Source organism: Neorhizobium sp. T6_25 (assembly GCF_002968555.1).
Lineage (GTDB): Bacteria > Pseudomonadota > Alphaproteobacteria > Rhizobiales > Rhizobiaceae > Neorhizobium.
On the sequence record NZ_PVBL01000005.1, the window covers coordinates 210,884 to 226,700 of the forward strand.

General features: G+C 62.2%; 18 protein-coding genes. 6 read left to right on the top strand and 12 right to left on the bottom strand.

Features of this window, described 5'->3' with window-relative positions:
* Nucleotides 1-33 precede the first annotated feature (33 nt).
* The 4 genes from C5L10_RS09225 (at nt 34) to C5L10_RS09240 (ending at nt 3,423) form a co-directional block, all read left to right on the top strand.
* Entirely contained in the window at nt 34-1,029 is a 996-nt protein-coding gene (locus tag C5L10_RS09225; protein WP_105429392.1) for a DUF4424 domain-containing protein, read from the top strand.
* A 121-nt stretch (nt 1,030-1,150) separates the two neighbouring features.
* On the top strand, nt 1,151-1,744 hold the full coding sequence (locus C5L10_RS09230) for a cytochrome b (protein ID WP_105429393.1): 594 nt from the start codon (nt 1,151-1,153) through the stop codon (nt 1,742-1,744).
* Entirely contained in the window at nt 1,741-2,328 is a 588-nt protein-coding gene (locus C5L10_RS09235) for a YceI family protein (RefSeq protein ID WP_105429394.1), read from the top strand. The genes C5L10_RS09230 and C5L10_RS09235 overlap by 4 nt, the downstream gene beginning before the upstream one ends.
* Nucleotides 2,329-2,583: 255 nt before the next feature.
* Complete coding sequence (locus C5L10_RS09240; protein WP_046664566.1) at nt 2,584-3,423, top strand: 2OG-Fe(II) oxygenase; 840 nt, start codon at nt 2,584-2,586, stop codon at nt 3,421-3,423.
* Nucleotides 3,424-3,447: 24 nt separating this feature from the next.
* On the opposite strand, the gene dxs is transcribed toward C5L10_RS09240, so the two are convergent.
* From dxs to C5L10_RS09285, 9 genes are all read right to left on the bottom strand, one after another.
* The gene (gene dxs, locus C5L10_RS09245; RefSeq protein ID WP_105429395.1) at nt 3,448-5,367 is read right to left on the bottom strand and encodes a 1-deoxy-D-xylulose-5-phosphate synthase; all 1,920 of its coding nucleotides are present in this window, start codon (nt 5,365-5,367) and stop codon (nt 3,448-3,450) included.
* A gap of 100 nt (nt 5,368-5,467) precedes the next feature.
* Nucleotides 5,468-6,391 carry a pirin family protein gene (locus tag C5L10_RS09250; RefSeq protein ID WP_105429396.1) on the bottom strand — a complete coding sequence of 308 codons (924 nt, stop codon included), beginning with the start codon at nt 6,389-6,391 and terminating at the stop codon, nt 5,468-5,470.
* Nucleotides 6,392-6,497: 106 nt separating this feature from the next.
* Entirely contained in the window at nt 6,498-6,740 is a 243-nt protein-coding gene (locus tag C5L10_RS09255) for a DUF86 domain-containing protein (protein ID WP_245447957.1), read from the bottom strand.
* 16 nt (nt 6,741-6,756) lie between these two features.
* Nucleotides 6,757-7,068: a nucleotidyltransferase family protein gene (locus C5L10_RS09260; RefSeq protein WP_046599439.1), complete on the bottom strand. Its 312-nt coding sequence runs from the start codon at nt 7,066-7,068 to the stop codon at nt 6,757-6,759.
* Nucleotides 7,069-7,108: 40 nt separating this feature from the next.
* Nucleotides 7,109-7,468, bottom strand: coding sequence for a DUF1850 domain-containing protein (locus tag C5L10_RS09265; RefSeq protein ID WP_105429397.1), 360 nt, complete (start codon nt 7,466-7,468; stop codon nt 7,109-7,111).
* A 10-nt stretch (nt 7,469-7,478) separates the two neighbouring features.
* A complete protein-coding gene (locus C5L10_RS09270) occupies nt 7,479-9,587 on the bottom strand; it encodes a TRAP transporter permease (RefSeq protein WP_105429398.1) in 2,109 nt (702 codons plus the stop codon).
* Between the two features lie 194 nt (nt 9,588-9,781).
* Nucleotides 9,782-10,717 carry a TAXI family TRAP transporter solute-binding subunit gene (locus tag C5L10_RS09275; protein WP_046603561.1) on the bottom strand — a complete coding sequence of 312 codons (936 nt, stop codon included), beginning with the start codon at nt 10,715-10,717 and terminating at the stop codon, nt 9,782-9,784.
* 161 nt (nt 10,718-10,878) lie between these two features.
* Entirely contained in the window at nt 10,879-11,133 is a 255-nt protein-coding gene (locus C5L10_RS09280; protein WP_105429400.1) for an exodeoxyribonuclease VII small subunit, read from the bottom strand.
* Between the two features lie 3 nt (nt 11,134-11,136).
* Nucleotides 11,137-12,069, bottom strand: a complete 933-nt coding sequence (locus C5L10_RS09285) for a histone deacetylase family protein (protein ID WP_105429401.1) — start codon at nt 12,067-12,069, stop codon at nt 11,137-11,139.
* Here C5L10_RS09285 and C5L10_RS09290 point away from each other — a divergent pair.
* Nucleotides 12,046-12,615, top strand: a complete 570-nt coding sequence (locus C5L10_RS09290) for a thioesterase family protein (RefSeq protein WP_172716958.1) — start codon at nt 12,046-12,048, stop codon at nt 12,613-12,615. The genes C5L10_RS09285 and C5L10_RS09290 overlap by 24 nt on opposite strands.
* A gap of 13 nt (nt 12,616-12,628) precedes the next feature.
* Here the strand turns inward: C5L10_RS09290 and C5L10_RS09295 are convergent, their stop codons facing one another.
* The 3 genes from C5L10_RS09295 to C5L10_RS09305 are packed head-to-tail and all read right to left on the bottom strand — an operon-like array spanning nt 12,629 to nt 14,501.
* The gene (locus C5L10_RS09295) at nt 12,629-13,192 is read right to left on the bottom strand and encodes a biotin transporter BioY (RefSeq protein WP_105429403.1); all 564 of its coding nucleotides are present in this window, start codon (nt 13,190-13,192) and stop codon (nt 12,629-12,631) included.
* 29 nt (nt 13,193-13,221) lie between these two features.
* Nucleotides 13,222-13,827 (bottom strand): energy-coupling factor transporter transmembrane protein EcfT, encoded by a 606-nt coding sequence (locus tag C5L10_RS09300; RefSeq protein WP_105429404.1) that lies wholly within the window; start codon nt 13,825-13,827, stop codon nt 13,222-13,224.
* Nucleotides 13,824-14,501, bottom strand: coding sequence for an energy-coupling factor ABC transporter ATP-binding protein (locus tag C5L10_RS09305; RefSeq protein ID WP_105429405.1), 678 nt, complete (start codon nt 14,499-14,501; stop codon nt 13,824-13,826). Before C5L10_RS09305 ends, C5L10_RS09300 begins: the two co-directional genes overlap by 4 nt.
* Before the next feature lie 108 nt (nt 14,502-14,609).
* Here C5L10_RS09305 and C5L10_RS09310 point away from each other — a divergent pair, with 108 nt between their 5' ends.
* Entirely contained in the window at nt 14,610-15,803 is a 1,194-nt protein-coding gene (locus tag C5L10_RS09310) for a winged helix-turn-helix domain-containing protein (protein ID WP_105429406.1), read from the top strand.
* Nucleotides 15,804-15,817 lie beyond the last annotated feature (14 nt).

Here is a 15,817-nt window from a genome sequence, read left to right on the forward strand (position 1 = left end):
CCGGAAAGCCGGCAACGAACCGGAGGGACGGAAATGCGGTGGACCTTGCTGATCGGCGGGCTTTTGCTTGTCTCGAACCCGGCACTCGCCAACGATACCATGGCGGAGCTGAAGACGGGCGGGCTGATCTACGTCCAGACCTCCGACGTCACCATGGCCGAGGAGCAGCTCTACATTTCCCGCGAGGAAGTGCTGGTCGATTACGTCTTCAAGAACACCAGCGACAAGGACGTCGAAAGCGTCATCGCCTTCCCCATGCCGGATATTACCGGCAGCATGGACAGCAATATCGCGCTTGACGATACCGACGGCGACAACTTCCTTGGTTTCTCGGTCGTGCAGGACAGCCGGCAGATCAAGCCGGAACTGCAGCAGCGGGTGCTGGCGGCCGGCATCGACCGCACCGACGAACTCGTGGCGGGCAACATTCCGCTTCTGCCCTATAGCGAAAGGACGCTCGCCGCGCTCAAGGCCCTGCCCGAAGACGTTAAGGCCGCCTGGATCGCCGAGGGGCTGGTGTTCGTCAACCGTTACGATGCCGGCAAGGGCTGGCAAGAGGACCTGACGCCGGCCTGGACGCTGCGCTCGGTCTATTGGTGGAAGACGAAATTCCCGGCAGGCAAACCCATCCGCGTCAGCCACCGCTACAAGCCGAGCGTCGGCGGCACGGTCGCCATGACCTTCATCGACCAGGGCAAGCCGGCGACGAACTACAAGGACTATGCCGACCGCTACTGCATCGACGCGGCCTTCATGAAGACCGCGGCAAAGCTCGAAGCGGCGGCTGGGAAAAGCGGCCCGAACTACACCGAGCAATGGGTGTCTTACATCCTCACCACCGGCGCCAACTGGGGCGGCTCGATCGGCAAGTTCAAGCTGACGATCGACAAGGGCAGGGCGCAGGATTACGTCAGCTTCTGCGGCAACGGCATTGAGAAGGTCGGCCCCACGACCTTCGAGATGACTGCCGACGATTTCTCCCCGGAAAAGGATTTGAATATCCTGTTCCTGACGGCCGCCGATCAGTAACGGCGGCACAAGTCCCCATTCAATAATATTGAATGAGCGTGATCGCGCCTGCGCTTGCCGGTCGGGTCGGAAAGTACGATGTTTCCGCCTGTGAATTGCCAGGGAATTCCGGAAACATCCCATGCCGCGTCGCTCTGCCGATGGCTATGATCTTGTTGCGATCGCTCTGCACTGGCTGATCGCGGTGCTGATCCTCGGCCTGCTGGTCCTCGGCTTTGTCATGACCCGCCGATCGATCGATCCCGCCCTACAGTTCCAGCTCTTCCAGTGGCACAAGTCCTTCGGCATGCTGGCGCTTCTTCTGGCCGCCGTGAGGCTCGTGCGTTCGCTGACCGTCGCGCGGGTGAAGCCCGCGGAAGGTCTGGGTACCCTGGAGCGTCGCTCGGCACATGTGATGCATTACCTGCTGCTGACTTTGGCGGTGGCTGTGCCGGTGGCCGGCTGGATGATCGCTTCGGTATCACCGCTCGAAATTCCGACCTTCGCGTTCAACCTCGTCGTCATTCCGCATCTTCCGGTGCCGAAGTCGGAAGCGGCCGAGGCGTGGTGGACGACCGTCCATGCGGTTCTCGCCTATTCCACGCTGGCGCTCGTCTTCCTGCATTCCGCCGCCGCACTCTACCACCACTATGTCAGGCACGACGACGTGCTCACCCGCATGCTCGGCAGCCGGCACCGCACCGTCAAAACGTCAATCGAGGAGCCGGGACCATGACCCACAAGGCAACCGTCATCGCAGCAATGCTGCTCACCATGTCGCTTCCGCAAGCCAGCTTCTCCGCGGTTGACGTCCCGAGCCTCACGGAGGCGGCCGGACGTTATGCCATCACGCCCGGTTCCCGCATCGCCTTTGCCGTGGATCAGGTCGGCGGCGGCGGCATCAAGGGCAAATTCGGCAAGTTTTCGGGCACGTTCAACCTGAAAGCCGGTGATCTCGCCCATTCCATGGTGAATTTCGACCTGAAGCCGGAAAGCGTCAGCACCGGCCAGGACCGCATCGATGCTTTCCTGCGCTCCGGCGCCGTCTTCGATTCCTCCCGGTTCGAGACGATCTCGTTCCGGTCCGAACGGATCGAGCAGACTGGCCCGGACAGCGCTCGCATCACCGGCACGCTGACCGCCAAGGGGCATAGCTCATCCGAAATCTTCGATGTGAAGCTGACCTCCTGGAACGGCCGAAAGATAGGCTTCAACGTCAGCGGCAAGATCTATCGCTCGCGCTACGCCATGGACGTCGGCACGCCGATCTATTCCAACGTGGTGCAGTTCGACATGGTGATCGAGGGCGAGCGGAGCTAGAGACAGCGCCTCGATTGATCCTAGTACTTCATTCGACGTAGGAAGATACTGCTTCGGAGCCTTGCCTTGGAAAAGGGGTGCCGAGGTGCGAGGCGCCGTGAACTCAAGTTGTTGATTGTGCAGCAGGATTTCAAAATGAGCGGCTTGATTTGGAATTCTTCTAACAACTAACGCTTTCGAAGTATGGGCTTTTGGCATGCTTGCGCCATCCAAAAAACATGACACTCTGACCGAAGTATAGTTTGGGGGAGTGTAATGGCGCAGTTAGTATATCCCATTGATCCGGATACTCTTCTGGCAGATGTTGATGCCGCTCGCTCGATGGCCAGGAATTATGCTGAGGCTTACCAATCGGCATCGCCTTATCCGCATATCTGCATCGACAATTTCCTGCCCGAACAGGTTCTGGAAAACGTCCTGGCCGACCTCAGGAACCGCCCGGAAAAGGAGACGACTTTTGCGAGGGCGCAGGAGAACAAGAAGGTCTCTTATGTTCCGGAGCGGCTTCCGGCCTACACCAAGAACCTGTTCTACGCGCTGAATTCGCGCCCCTTCATCCTGTTCCTGGAGGAGATGACCGGCATCGAGGGATTGATCCCCGACCCGTTCTTTTTCGGCGCCGGCGTCCATGAGACCGCCAACGGCGGACATCTCGATATCCACGCGGATTTCAATCTTCATTCCAAGATGAAGGTCGAGCGCCGTCTCAACACGCTGATCTATCTCAACAAGGGCTGGCGGGAGGAGTGGGGCGGTTCGTTCGAAATCTGGGACAAGGAGATGAAGGGCAAGGTGCATAGTTTCACCCCGCTGTTCAATCGCATGGTCACCTTCTCGACCACGTCGGACTCTTTCCACGGCAATCCCAGCGTCGTGAACCATCCGGACGACAAGACGAGGGACTCGATCGCCCTCTATTATTACACGGCGACCTGGGACGAATCCCGCAAGTCGCATTCGACGCTCTTCAAGCCGCGTCCGAATTCGGCGGACAAGAAGGACTATGCCGAAATCCGCCGTGACGTGCTGCGGGAATTCACGCCGCCGATGCTCTATCGCAGGATCATCGGCCCCTTGAGCCGTCTCGGTTTTTAGCCCCGGAGAACCCGGCGGTCAGGCTCAGCCGGCAAAACCGACGCCGATCTGCGGCTGGCCGAGCGTCCTGAACACGGTCGAGACGATGCCGGCGCGGTCGAGGCCGGCCTTGGCATACATCGCATCCGGGCTTGCCTGCTGCATCCAGATGTCCGGCAGCACCAGCGAGCGGATCTTCAACCCGTTGTCGAGCAGGCCCTCGGTCGCGAGGAACTGCAGCACGTGGCTGCCGAAACCGCCGACCGCACCTTCCTCGATGGTGATGAGCACTTCGTGATGGCGGGCGAGCTGGCGGATCAGATCCTGGTCCAGCGGCTTGGCGAAACGCGCATCCGCAACCGTCGTCGAAAGCCCGGCGGCATCGAGATCCTCGGCCGCAAGCACACATTCCTTGAGGCGCGTGCCGAAGGAAAGCAGCGCCACCTTGGCGCCCTGCTTGACCACCCGGCCCTTGCCGATTTGGAGAATCAGGCCGCGTTCCGGCAGTTCGACGCCGACGCCTTCGCCGCGCGGATAACGGAAGGAGATCGGGCCGTCGTCATAGGCCGCGGCCGTGCGCACCATGTGCTTCAGCTCCGCCTCGTCGGCGGCAGCCATCACCACCATGCCCGGCAGGGTGGCGAGGAAGGTCGTATCGAACGATCCCGCATGGGTCGGCCCGTCGGCGCCGACAAGGCCGGCACGGTCGATCGGGAAGCGGACCGGCAGTCCCTGGATCGCCACGTCGTGGACGACCTGGTCGTAACCCCGCTGCAGGAAGGTCGAATAAAGCGCGCAGAACGGCTTGAAGCCTTCTGCCGCAAGCCCCGCTGCAAACGTCACCGCATGCTGTTCGGCAATGCCGACGTCGAAGGTCCGGGCCGGGAAGACGTCCGCCAGCTTGTCGATGCCCGTGCCGTTCGGCATTGCGGCGGTGACGCCGACAATCTTCTCGTCGAACCCTGCTTCCTGAACCAGCGCCTCGCCGAACACGCTCGTATAGCTCGGTGCATTCGGTTTGGACTTCGCCTGCGCGCCAGTGATGACATCGAACTTGTTGACGCCGTGGTATTTGTCGGCGGCGGCTTCCGCCGGCGCATAACCCTTGCCCTTCTGCGTCACCACATGGATCAGCACCGGACCGCGGGCATTGTCGCGCACATTGCGCAGCACCGGCAGGAGATGGTCGAAGGAATGACCGTCGATCGGGCCGATATGGTAGAAACCCATCTCCTCGAACATGGTGCCGCCGGTGACGTACCCGCGCGCATGCTCCACGGCGCGGGTGATCGCCCGGTCGACATTCTTGCCGAGATAGGCGGTCAGCTTCTTGCCGAGGTCGCGAAAGCCCATATAGGTGCGGCCGGAGGCGAGACGCGCCAGATAGGCGCTCATCGCGCCGGTCGGCGGGGCGATCGACATGTCGTTGTCGTTCAAGATGACGATCAGCCGCGCATCCAGCGCGCCGGCATTGTTGAGCGCTTCATAGGCCATGCCGGCCGACATCGCGCCGTCGCCGATGACCGCGATGACATTGCGCTTCGAGCCGGAAAGGTCGGCTGCGACCGCCATGCCGAGGCCGGCGGAGATCGAGGTGGAGGAATGGGCAGCACCGAACGGATCGTATTCGCTCTCGGCCCGGCGGGTGAAGCCGGAGAGCCCGTCCTCCTGGCGCAGCGTGCGAATGCGGTCGCGCCGGCCGGTCAGGATCTTGTGCGGATAACACTGGTGGCCGACGTCGAAGATCAGCCGGTCGTCCGGCGTGTTGAAGACCTTGTGGATGGCGATCGTCAGTTCCACGACGCCGAGGCCGGCACCGAGATGGCCGCCGGTTCGCGACACCGCATCGATCATCTCGTCGCGCAATTCGCGGGCAAGCTGCGTCAGGTCGCGATCTTCGATCTCGCGAAGATCGGCGGGAAGCATGACCTTGTCGAGCAATGGCGTGGCGGGAGTTGATGTCACGAATAGTGCCTTTTCTGCTCTTTTCCGGAAGCGTGTTCCTCCCCAAGATGAGAAGAAAGCAGGCTTTTTCAAGTTGCATGACCCGCGGTTCTATCCGATTTCAGGCTACGGGCAAGGGGACAAACTCCTCCTCGTCCCCGGGCACGATGTCGAAACGGCCGGTGCGCCACTCATCTTTCGCCTTTTCGATGCGCTCCTTGGAGGAGGAAACGAAGTTCCACCAGATGTAGCGCCTGGAGTTCAGCGCCGCGCCACCAAACAGCATCAGGTGACAGCCAGCCGTGCCGGCTTCGAGCGTAATGTTGTCGCCCGGACGGAAGACGAGAAGCTGGTCGGCTGCGAACCGGTCACCCGAAACGATGAGTTCGCCGGAAAGAATGTAGATCGCCCGTTCCTCATGCACGGCTGCAAACGGGAAGCGCTTGCCAGCCTCGAGGCGGAGATCGACATAGAGCGTGTCGGTGAAGGTCGAAACCGGCGAGCCGAGGCCCTCGAAAGCGCCGATGACCACCCGGCCGTTCGCGCCGTCCGCATCTATGACCGGCATTTTTTCCTTGCCCGTGTGCGAGAAGGTCGGATCGATCTCCTCCTTGTCGTCCGGCAGTGCCAGCCACGTCTGTAGGCCGGAGACCGACATTGGATGGCCGCGCAGGTTTTCCGGCGTGCGTTCCGAATGCACGATGCCGCGGCCGGCGGTCATCAGGTTGATGTCGCCCGGCCGGATGGTGAGCTCGGTGCCGAGGCTGTCGCGATGCTTGATCTCGCCGTCGAACAGGTAGGTGACGGTGGAAAGCCCGATATGCGGATGCGGCTTGACATCAAGCGCCTCGTCGGCCCGCAGCAGCGCCGGTCCCATCCGGTCGAAGAAGATGAAAGGTCCCACCAGTCTTCTCTGCCGGCTCGGCAAGGCGCGCCGCACGGAAAACCCGCCGATATCGCTGGTGCGCGGAATGATCAGGTTCTCGATCGCATCGCAGGCAAAGGCGTCACCCGCGACCGGGTCGTTTCCGGGGAAGAAGGACATGAGGGGGTAGCTTCCTAAAGCATTTCCTGGTCTTCGGGATATCGGGCGAGAAAGGCTTCTAGATCGGCGAGCAACGGTGGCAGACGATGCGTGATCGCCGCCCAAATCACCGCATCAGTACGTCGGGATAGTCATGCCGCAGGATATTGCCGAGGTTTCGTATGCCGCGCCAATCATGCTGCGGAAACAGCTCTTCAGCAAGCGGGCCAAGTTTAACGGCTGCCTCCGAAAGTCGCGCGAGACATCGCTCAGACGCATCCTTTGTCAGCCGGTTCTTGGAATAAATCGTGAAATCCATGCCAAGGGTGTATTCAAGAACGGCTTGCCCGTTTTCGATAATATCACGCATGCGGATAAGAGGGCGCTTAGTAGGCAATGGCGCGATCCCGTTCCACATTCCGCCGGAGCCGTTCCTTTTGCAGCGGTTCGGCAATGATATCCACACTGCTGGCACCAGTAATGCTTGAGATCAATACGCGTAGATCTTCAAGGGCGCTAAAGTAGCCGAAACCCGACTGGATCACGGGTTCAGCAAATTTGACGAGAACATCAAGATCGGATTCTACCGTCGCTTCGCCTCTGGCGACAGAGCCAAAGATCGACACATGCTCCGCACCCGCGGCGCGCAACTCGTCTTCGTGCTCTCTCAGCTTGGCGATGACCAGATCCTTGTCCATATGGACAATATAGTGGAGCCCTCGGATTTGGTCGAGAGCGTTAGGGGCAGCCGCTCAAGCTCACCTCATCCCCAGCCGTCGCCCCAAGCTCGACGCAGCCGTCCGCATGACACAGCCTCCACCCACCCGGTGTCATGCCCGACGCCGCCAGCGAAATGCGTCCCTGCGGCGGCAGCGTCGGGTGCCAAACCCACCAGCCGTCCGTCAGCACCGCGCCCGCTCCGGGCTCCATGCCCGCCCCGGAACCTTTGACCTCGGCTTGCCGAAGCTCCAGCCCGGCTGGCGTCACGGCCCAGGTCTCGCGCCATTCCGTCTTCTGCACCGAATGGGTCCAGGAGAGCGTGAACGCCGAGAGAGCGAGCGCCGTCACCTTGCCGCCCGCCAGGATGCAGAGGCTCATCGCCCTGCGCTCATGTCAGTGCCGGTGCGGTAGGCGCATTGCGGTTGCGCCACCAGTGTTGGGCGACAAAGACGACGCCTAGGGTCCAGCCAAGTTCGTCGGTCCAGGGAAGCGCAACAACCAGGCTTGCACCGGCGACGACGGCCAATAGCCGCTCCCACGGTGCCATGCGGGCGAACAGGAAGCCGACGACCGCCGTGCCCCAGAGCGCGATGCCGAAGCATGCCTTGAGGAAGACATAGGCGACCTCGACCGGATAACCCCATGCCGCGGCAATCGCACCCGGATCCTGCAGCATCAGAGCCGGCGTGTAGACGGCCATGAACGGCACCACGAAACCGGCGGTCGCGAGCTTGGTCGCCTCCACGCCGATCTTCAGCCCGGAGGTTTTCGCCATCGGTGCCGCCGCGAAAGCGGCGAGTGCGACGGGTGGAGTCAGGTCCGCCATGATGCCGAAATAGAAGACGAACATGTGGCTGACGATCAGCGGCACGCCGAGTTCCAGAAGGGCAGGGCCGGCAAGCGACGAGGTGATGATGTAGTTCGGGATCGTCGGGATGCCCATTCCGAGGATCAGGCAGGTGATCATCGTCAGGACCAGCGACAGGAACAGGTTGTGCTCGCCGACCCGGATGATCGCGCCGACAAAGGTCGAGGCGATGCCGGTCAGCGTCAGCGTGCCGATGACGATGCCGACGATGGCGCAGGCGATGCCGACCGGCAATGCGTTCTTGGCACCCTCGGCCATCGCATCGCGGCAGATCGCCAGCGTCTCGCGCCCGCCCTTGACGAAGAAGCAGCCGGCGATCAGGGCGAGGATGACGATCGCCAGGAAGTTGACCCCGTACCGCAGGAATGAGGCGGCGGCGATGCCGAGCACCACCCAGAAGACGAGACGGAAGGCAAGCGGGCCGATGCTTGCGGCAAGCGGCATGCCGAGGATCAGTACGATGACCAGCGCCAGCCCCATCGTACCGGCGAAGATCGGCGTATAGCCGGCAAACAGCAGGTAGACGAGGGCGGCGAGCGGCAGGATCAGTGGCCAGTGCTCCCTGACGGCCGCCCAGGGGTTCGGCAGGTCGGCCTTGTTCATGCCCTTGAGGCCGGCCTTGCCTGCCTCAAGGAACACCATCCAGAAGCAGACGCCGAAATAGAGCACGGCGGGGATGATTGCCGCCTTGACGATCTCTGCATAGGAGACGTTGAGCGTCTCGGCCATGATGAAGGCGACGGCGCCCATGACAGGCGGCATGATCTGCCCGCCCATCGAGGAGGTCGCCTCGACGCCGCCCGCGAAAGCGGAGCGGAAACCGAAGCGCTTCATCAGCGGAATGGTGAACTGGCCGGAGGCGACGACATTGGCGACGCCCGAGCCGGAAATCGTACCCATCAGCGCCGACGACATGACGCAGACCTGCGCCGGCCCGCCGCGCCAGGTGCCGACGAGGCCGAGCGCGAAATCGTTGAACAGCGCCAGCATGCCGGCGCGTTCCAGAAACGCCGCAAAGACCACGAAGATGAAGATATAGGCCGCCGAGACGTAGATCGGCGTGCCGTAGATGCCTTCGGTGCCGTAGGCGAAATTCTCGATGATCTGCTCGAAATCATAGCCGCGATGGATGAACGGGCCGGGGGCGTATTGTCCGAAGAAGCAGTAGGCGAGGAATATGGCGGCGATGATCGTCAGCGGCAGCCCCATCAGCCGCCGCGCCGCTTCGAAGACGAGCACGATGAGCACCGCCCCGATGACGAGGTCAGGCGTCGTCAGGAAACCGCTGCGCTGGATGAGGTCGGTATAGAACACCCAATTATAGATGCCGGTGAGGAAGCCGACGATGCCGAGCGACCAGAACCAGATCCTGCCGGCTTTCGTTTTGGCGACGAGATTGCCGATCAGCACGAAACCGAGCAGCAGCAGGAAGCCCACATGCATGGCGCGGACGATCTGGCTCGCAAGCGTGCCGTAGGCGGCGGTCCAGAGCTGGAAAAGGGTAAAGCCAAAGGCGATCCAGAAGGCAATCCGCCCGGTGATCCCTTCGCCGAAGCCGGCCGGCAGGCCCTCGATCGGCTCTTCGGCGCTCTGCGAGGTCATCGGGTTTTGCATTGGGGTTTCGGACATTGGTTCTCTCGGCAAGCTCTCTGGTCTGTCGGGAAACTCCCTCTGGCCTGCCGGCCATCTCCCCCACAAGGGGGAGAAGACCCGCGGCTCTCTCCCGACCAAGTGGGCGTCGGCGGTGCGGCAGGTTAAGCCCCTCCCCCTTGTGGGGAGGGGTTGGGGAGGGGACTTGCAATAGGCGCGGTCTGCCTATCGCTTTACTTCATCAAGCCGGCTTCCTTGTAATACCGTTCGGCGCCCGGATGCAGCGGCACCGGCATGCCTTCGAGCGCCTTCTTCACATCGATCGCCTTGGCGGCGGCGTGGGCCGCGGAAAGCTTCGGCAGGTTGGAGAACAGCAGCTTGGTCATCTGGTAGACGGTTTCGTCGGAGACGCCCGAATGGGTGATCAGGAAGTTGCCGACGGCGGCGGTCTCGACATCGGCGGTCTGCCCCTCGTAGGTGCCGGCCGGGATTTTCACCGAGACATAAGGTGCGCCGATCTTGGCGACTTCGGCGGCCGGGATCGCCACGACATTGATCTTCAGCGAGGTCGCAAGGTCGCGGATAGAGGCGACGCCGAGGCCTGCCGACTGAAGCGTCGCATCGAGCTGGCGGTTCTTGATCAGCTCGACGGATTCCGCGAATGGCAGATATTCGGTCTTGCCGAGATCCTTGTAGGACATGCCGGCGGCCGTGAAGATGGCGCGGGCATTGAGTTCCGTGCCGGAGGCAGGTGCTCCGACCGACAGGCTCTTTCCCTTGAGATCGGCAAGCGTCTTCACGCCGGATTCGGCGCTGGCGACCACCTGGATATAGTTCGGATAGATGGCGGCGATGCCGCGCAGCTTGTCGAGCTTGGCGGGAAAGCCCGCTTCCTTGTTGCCCTTCCAGGCTTCCTGGACGGAATCGCCGAGCGAGAAGGCAATCTCACCGCGTCCTGCCTGCAGCAGGTTAAGGTTTTCGACGGATGCCTTGGTGGCCTGCACCTGGGTGCGCGCGTCCTTGATCCCCTGTCCGTAGATTTCCGCAAGCGCCACGCCGAGCGGATAATACACGCCGGACGTGCCACCGGTCAGCACGTTGATGAATTCCGCAGCCTTCGCGCCGGCGGCGGAAAATGCCGTCGAAACGGCAAGTGTCGCCACGAACATGAGATTGATTTTACTGGACTTCACGCCGAAGTTCATAATGGTCTCCTCCCAAAGTAACCACTTAGATGGCGGCTATCATGGGGAGGCGGTCCCGGTGCGTCAATCGGTTTGTGACGCAATCCTTGCGAAGGTTGTAAGACTTTGGTTTTAGGCTGCGGCGGTCACTCGCCGTCGAGCGGTTCGACGCCCTGCGGCTTGCCGGCGCGGTCGAGGCGGATCTTTTCGATGCGGTTTTCAGCGGCCGTCAGCAGCTTTTCGCAATGTTTCTTCAGCGCTTCGCCGCGTTCGTAGATGGCGATCGATTCGTCGAGCGCCACGTCGCCCCGTTCCAGCCGCGCCACGATGCTTTCGAGTTCGGCAACGGCCTTCTCAAAGGAATAGCCGCTCACATCGAGGCGCTCGGTGTTGTCGGTCATCGTCTATCCCTTCATCAGTCTGCAGATATGCATGCCCGCCGATTCGGCGAGCCCTTCCAGATCATATCCGCCCTCGAGCAGGCTGACGATACGGTTGCCGGCATATTTGCCGGCGATCTCCATCAGCCGCCCGGTCGCCCAGTCGAAATCGTCGCCGACGAGATTGATCTGGGCCAGTGGATCGCGGTGATGCGCGTCGAAGCCGGCCGAGATGATGATGAAATCCGGCCGGAAATTGTCGAGCGCCGGCAGCACGCGCGATTTGAAGGCTTCGCGAAAATATTCGCTGCCGGTATCGGGCGAAAGCGGGGCGTTGACGACGTTGTTCTTGGTGCCGGTCTCGTCCTTGGCGCCGGTGCCGGGATAAAGCGGCATCTGGTGCGTCGAGCAGAACAGCACCGATGGATCGTCCCAGAAGATGTCCTGCGTGCCGTTGCCGTGATGCACGTCCCAGTCGACGATGGCGACGCGCTCGATACCGTATTTTCGTTGCGCATGGCGGGCGGCGATCGCGGCGTTGTTGAACAGGCAAAAACCCATCGCCTTGTCTTTTTCCGCGTGATGGCCGGGGGGCCGTGCCGCGACGAAGGCGTTGTCGACCTTGCCGGTCGCCACGTCGTCGACGGCCGCCATTGCGCCGCCGATCCCGGTCAGTGCGGCCTGCAAGCTCTTCGGCCCCACATAGGTGTCCGCCTCGATCTGGCGGATCGTATCCTCCTCGGGGATTTCCCGCATGACGGCGCGCAGGTGCTCCTCCGGATGCGCGAGCAGGACCGCGTCTTCGTTCGCCTGGGGAGCTTGCCTGCGGTCGAGCCTGGCGAAATTCGGATGTTCCAGCGCGATCGCCAGCGAGCGCAGCCGGTCCGCCCGTTCGGGATGTCCTTCGGGCGTGCTGTGTTCGAGGAAGATCTTGTGTTCGTAAAGGCGCGTGGTCATGCGGCGGCCTCGTCAGGGGTCAGTCCGGTCTGGACCTTTCCGACATGGCGCAGAAAGCTGACTTTTTCAAGCCGCAACCCCTTGCTCTTGCGCTTGTTTAGCTTGAAAGAATGGTCTTACATAGTGGGGTGCAACCCAGAGGGTATCGTGGCCAAAGAGTCAGTCAAGTCTCAGGAATTCCGGGTTCCTTTCCGCGATGTCGACATGCACGGGGAGATGTTCCGTTCGTCCTATGTCGTGCGGGCGGAAGAAGCCGTCACGGAATTCTGGCGCCGCCGCAAGCCGCAAAAGGACGATCCGTTCTTCAGGATCGGCAAGATCACCTGCACGTTTCACTCGGCCTTGAAGCTGGGCGATGTCGTCCAAACGCATATCGGCGTCAGCAAGATCGGCGGAAAGTCGGCAGGATTCCTCGTGCATATGCTGCGGGGCAATGAGGCCGTCGCGGAGGCCGAGATCGTCTGGATGGCATGCGATCCCGAAAGCAAGGAACCGGTGGCGCTCCCCGAAGACTTGCGCGATTGGCTCTATCAGTTCCTGGATTGATGGGACGCTGCGGTCAGGCTCGTTGCGGCAGCAACGGATAACCGACCATCACGGCGCGGCCTGCAAGTGCTGCGATCATCGCCTTCAGCACATCGCCCGGAACGAAGGACAGGTCGCCGATGAAGGCGGTCAGAAGCCCCGTGCCCGTGACATAGGCGAGATAGAAGATGCCGAGCGCGTGGTCCACAACCACTCCGCCGAGCAGCGCTGCGAGGAAAAAGCCGGTGATCTGTACGATGCCGCTCTGCGAACGATCGACGAAACGCTCGGAGCAATAACCGGTGATGACGGCTGCGAAGAACCAGCCGACGAGATAACCGGCGGTCGGAGAGGCGAAGGTGGCAAGGCCGCCGCGTCCGCCCGATAGAACCGGCAGGCCGATCGCGACCAGCAGCAGGACCAGAAGCACCGCGAAACCGCCGCGCCTGGCACCGAGGATGACGCCCGCCAGCATGACGCCGAGCGACTGCGCGGTGATCGGCACCGGAATGAAGCCGAGCATGATCGGCGGCACGAGACCGAGCGCCACGATAATGGCGGCGAAAAGGGCGGCCAGAACGAGATCACGGGTGGTCATGCTATGCGAATCCCCAGTTTTATATGAGGTCATTTCTGCGCCCGGATGCCACGTGCGTCAATGGCAGCGGCAATCTCGTCGGCGTTTTTGAGGGTCAGGATGATCAGCGGCACCGCCAGCGTCAGCGGCCGGACCTTCAATCCGCGGGCGCGGTGCGCGTCGCGGATTGCCTGGTATCGGCTGAGTATCTCCGGCACGAAACGGATGACCAGACCGATCGCAAGCCCGATATCCGCGGCCCTGATGAGCCCCAGCCGCTCCAGCGGCATGGCAAGGCGGGCGATCTCGTCGATGAAATCGCCGGTGCTGGTGGTCGCCGTCACCGCCGCGGCGAAGAGGGCAAGTGCCGTCAGCCGCGTGACGACGATCAGCGCATCGTGACGGCCGTTGAGGACAAGCGTGAAGATCGCGACGATGACGATGGTCAGCAGGACCGGCCGCAGCCGCAGCCAGGACTGGCGCCATCCGAGCCGCAGCGACGAATAGACGATACCGCCGAGCAAGGCCGCGACCGACAGAACGGTCGGCGAATGGACAAGGAAAAGGACAAGGCTGAGCGCGGCGAGGCCGAGAAGCTTTGCCCGCGGCGAAAGCCGGTGCAGAAACGTGTCGCCTTCCACGTAAAGCGTCTTCATGCCGCAAGCTCGCGGTAGTGCGCAATGACTTCCGCAGGGGCGCCGTCATAGGCGAGGCGGCCTTCGTGGAAGCACAGAACCCGGTCGAAATCGGCGATCAGGCCGAGGTCATGGCTGATGACGACGACATTTTCGTCGAGCCCGTGGATCGTCCTCTCCACGAGATCACGGTTTCGGAGATCCAGCTGGTTGGTCGGTTCGTCCATGATCAGGATGTCCGGCCGGGTCACCAGAACCGAGGCAAGCGCCGCCAGCTGCAGTTCTCCGCCGGAAAGTTCGTGCACACGCCGGTCGGCCAGATGGGCGATGCCGAACCGGACAAGTACGGCCTCGATCGCCGCCTCCGTATCCTCCTTCGAGAGCTTTTGGCTTTTCAGCCCGAGCGCGATATCTTCTTTCAGGATCGGCAGGATGATCTGGTTCTGCGGGTTCTGGAAAATGAATCCCGCCTGGCCGCGAACCCTGTCGCCGTCTTTCACGGTATCGAAGCCGTTGACGGTCACCTGGCCTGTGGCCGGCAGCACCAGCCCGTTGATCATCCGCGCGAAGGTGGTCTTGCCGGAACCGTTGAGGCCGATCACGCCGATCCGCCGTTCGCTGAGCGACAGCGTCAGAGGATGAACGACGGTGCGTCCCTCGAAACGCGCTTCTGCCTGTTCGAAACGGATATCCAAGCCTGTCCCTCGATGTTCAGCGGTCTATAGACCGGAAGATGGGGAAGGGGAATGCGGAACCGAACGTGAACATTGAATCCGGCGCGGCGGTATCCTAGTCTAGATGCCATGGCGATTCTCATTCCGAACGATCAGGCCCGCAGAATATTCCTCGAACGGCAGCAGCTCTGCGAACCGCCCGGCCGGGCGTTGACCAAAGCCGGCCTGCTGCAGCTCATCGACGATCTCGGTTTCGTCCAGGTGGACAGTATCGCCACGGTCGAGCGCGCCCACCACATGATCCTGTTCTCGCGCAACCAGACCTACCGCCGCGAGCACCTGACCGCGCTTCTGGAAAAGGACGGCGAGCTGTTCGAGCACTGGACGCATGACGCCTCGATCATTCCGGCGAGCTTCTTCCGCTACTGGAAACACCGGTTTCGCCGCCGCGAGCCGATCCTCGCCGAACGCTGGAGGAAATGGCATGGCGAAGGGTTCGATGCCGCCTTCGAGGAGACCTTCCAGCATATCGCCGAGAACGGCGCGATCATGTCCCGCGACATGAAGGCTGACGATCACAAGTCCGGCGGCTGGTGGAACTGGCATCCGAACAAGACGGCGCTCGAATATTACTGGCACACCGGCAAGCTGGCGATCGCCGGCCGCGTCAACTTCCAGAAGATCTACGACCTGATGGAGCGGGTGATCCCGCGGCAGCATCACGAGCCGGAAGTGAGCCACGAGGAATTCATCGACTGGGCCTGCCGCGGCGCCATGACCCGCCTCGGTTTTGCGACTTCCGGAGAACTTGCCGCCTTTTTCGATCTGGTCACGCCGGACGAGGCAAAGGAGTGGGTGAAGGCCCATCGCGACGAGCTGACCGAGGTGCTGATCGAGGCCGCCGACGGCAGCAAGCCACGCCCGTCCTTCGCCTTCCTCGGCTTCCCCGAAAACCTTGGCCCCATCCCCGAACCGCCCGCCCGCGTGCGCGTGCTCAGCCCCTTCGATCCGCTGCTCCGCAACCGCGACAGGGCCGAGCGGCTGTTCAACTTCTTCTACCGCATCGAGGTTTTCGTGCCGGAGCCGAAGCGCCAATACGGCTACTACGTTTTCCCGCTGCTCGAAGGCGACCGCATGATCGGCCGCATCGACATGAAGGCCGACCGCAAGGCGGGGACGCTGGATGTGAAGCGGTTATGGCTGGAAAAGGGCGTGCGGGCTTCGGCGGGCAGGTTGGAGAAGCTGGACGCGGAACTGCTTCGGGTCGGCCGGTTTGCGGGTGCGGACAAGATTACCTATCAGGCCGGCTGGCGGGGCGAATAAGCGCGGCCGGCGAG

Coding starts and splice junctions, on each gene's coding strand:
- C5L10_RS09300 (WP_105429404.1), bottom strand. CDS start 13,827: ATGAAGACGCTTTACGTGGAAGGCGACACGTTTCTGCACCGGCTTTCG.
- C5L10_RS09270 (WP_105429398.1), bottom strand. CDS start 9,587: ATGTCCGAAACCCCAATGCAAAACCCGATGACCTCGCAGAGCGCCGAA.
- C5L10_RS09225 (WP_105429392.1), top strand. CDS start 34: ATGCGGTGGACCTTGCTGATCGGCGGGCTTTTGCTTGTCTCGAACCCG.
- C5L10_RS09255 (WP_245447957.1), bottom strand. CDS start 6,740: ATGCGTGATATTATCGAAAACGGGCAAGCCGTTCTTGAATACACCCTT.
- C5L10_RS09275 (WP_046603561.1), bottom strand. CDS start 10,717: ATGTTCGTGGCGACACTTGCCGTTTCGACGGCATTTTCCGCCGCCGGC.
- C5L10_RS09250 (WP_105429396.1), bottom strand. CDS start 6,391: ATGTCCTTCTTCCCCGGAAACGACCCGGTCGCGGGTGACGCCTTTGCC.
- C5L10_RS09280 (WP_105429400.1), bottom strand. CDS start 11,133: ATGACCGACAACACCGAGCGCCTCGATGTGAGCGGCTATTCCTTTGAG.
- C5L10_RS09235 (WP_105429394.1), top strand. CDS start 1,741: ATGACCCACAAGGCAACCGTCATCGCAGCAATGCTGCTCACCATGTCG.
- C5L10_RS09285 (WP_105429401.1), bottom strand. CDS start 12,069: ATGACCACGCGCCTTTACGAACACAAGATCTTCCTCGAACACAGCACG.
- C5L10_RS09265 (WP_105429397.1), bottom strand. CDS start 7,468: ATGAGCCTCTGCATCCTGGCGGGCGGCAAGGTGACGGCGCTCGCTCTC.
- C5L10_RS09295 (WP_105429403.1), bottom strand. CDS start 13,192: ATGACCACCCGTGATCTCGTTCTGGCCGCCCTTTTCGCCGCCATTATC.
- C5L10_RS09240 (WP_046664566.1), top strand. CDS start 2,584: ATGGCGCAGTTAGTATATCCCATTGATCCGGATACTCTTCTGGCAGAT.
- C5L10_RS09230 (WP_105429393.1), top strand. CDS start 1,151: ATGCCGCGTCGCTCTGCCGATGGCTATGATCTTGTTGCGATCGCTCTG.
- C5L10_RS09310 (WP_105429406.1), top strand. CDS start 14,610: ATGGCGATTCTCATTCCGAACGATCAGGCCCGCAGAATATTCCTCGAA.
- C5L10_RS09260 (WP_046599439.1), bottom strand. CDS start 7,068: ATGGACAAGGATCTGGTCATCGCCAAGCTGAGAGAGCACGAAGACGAG.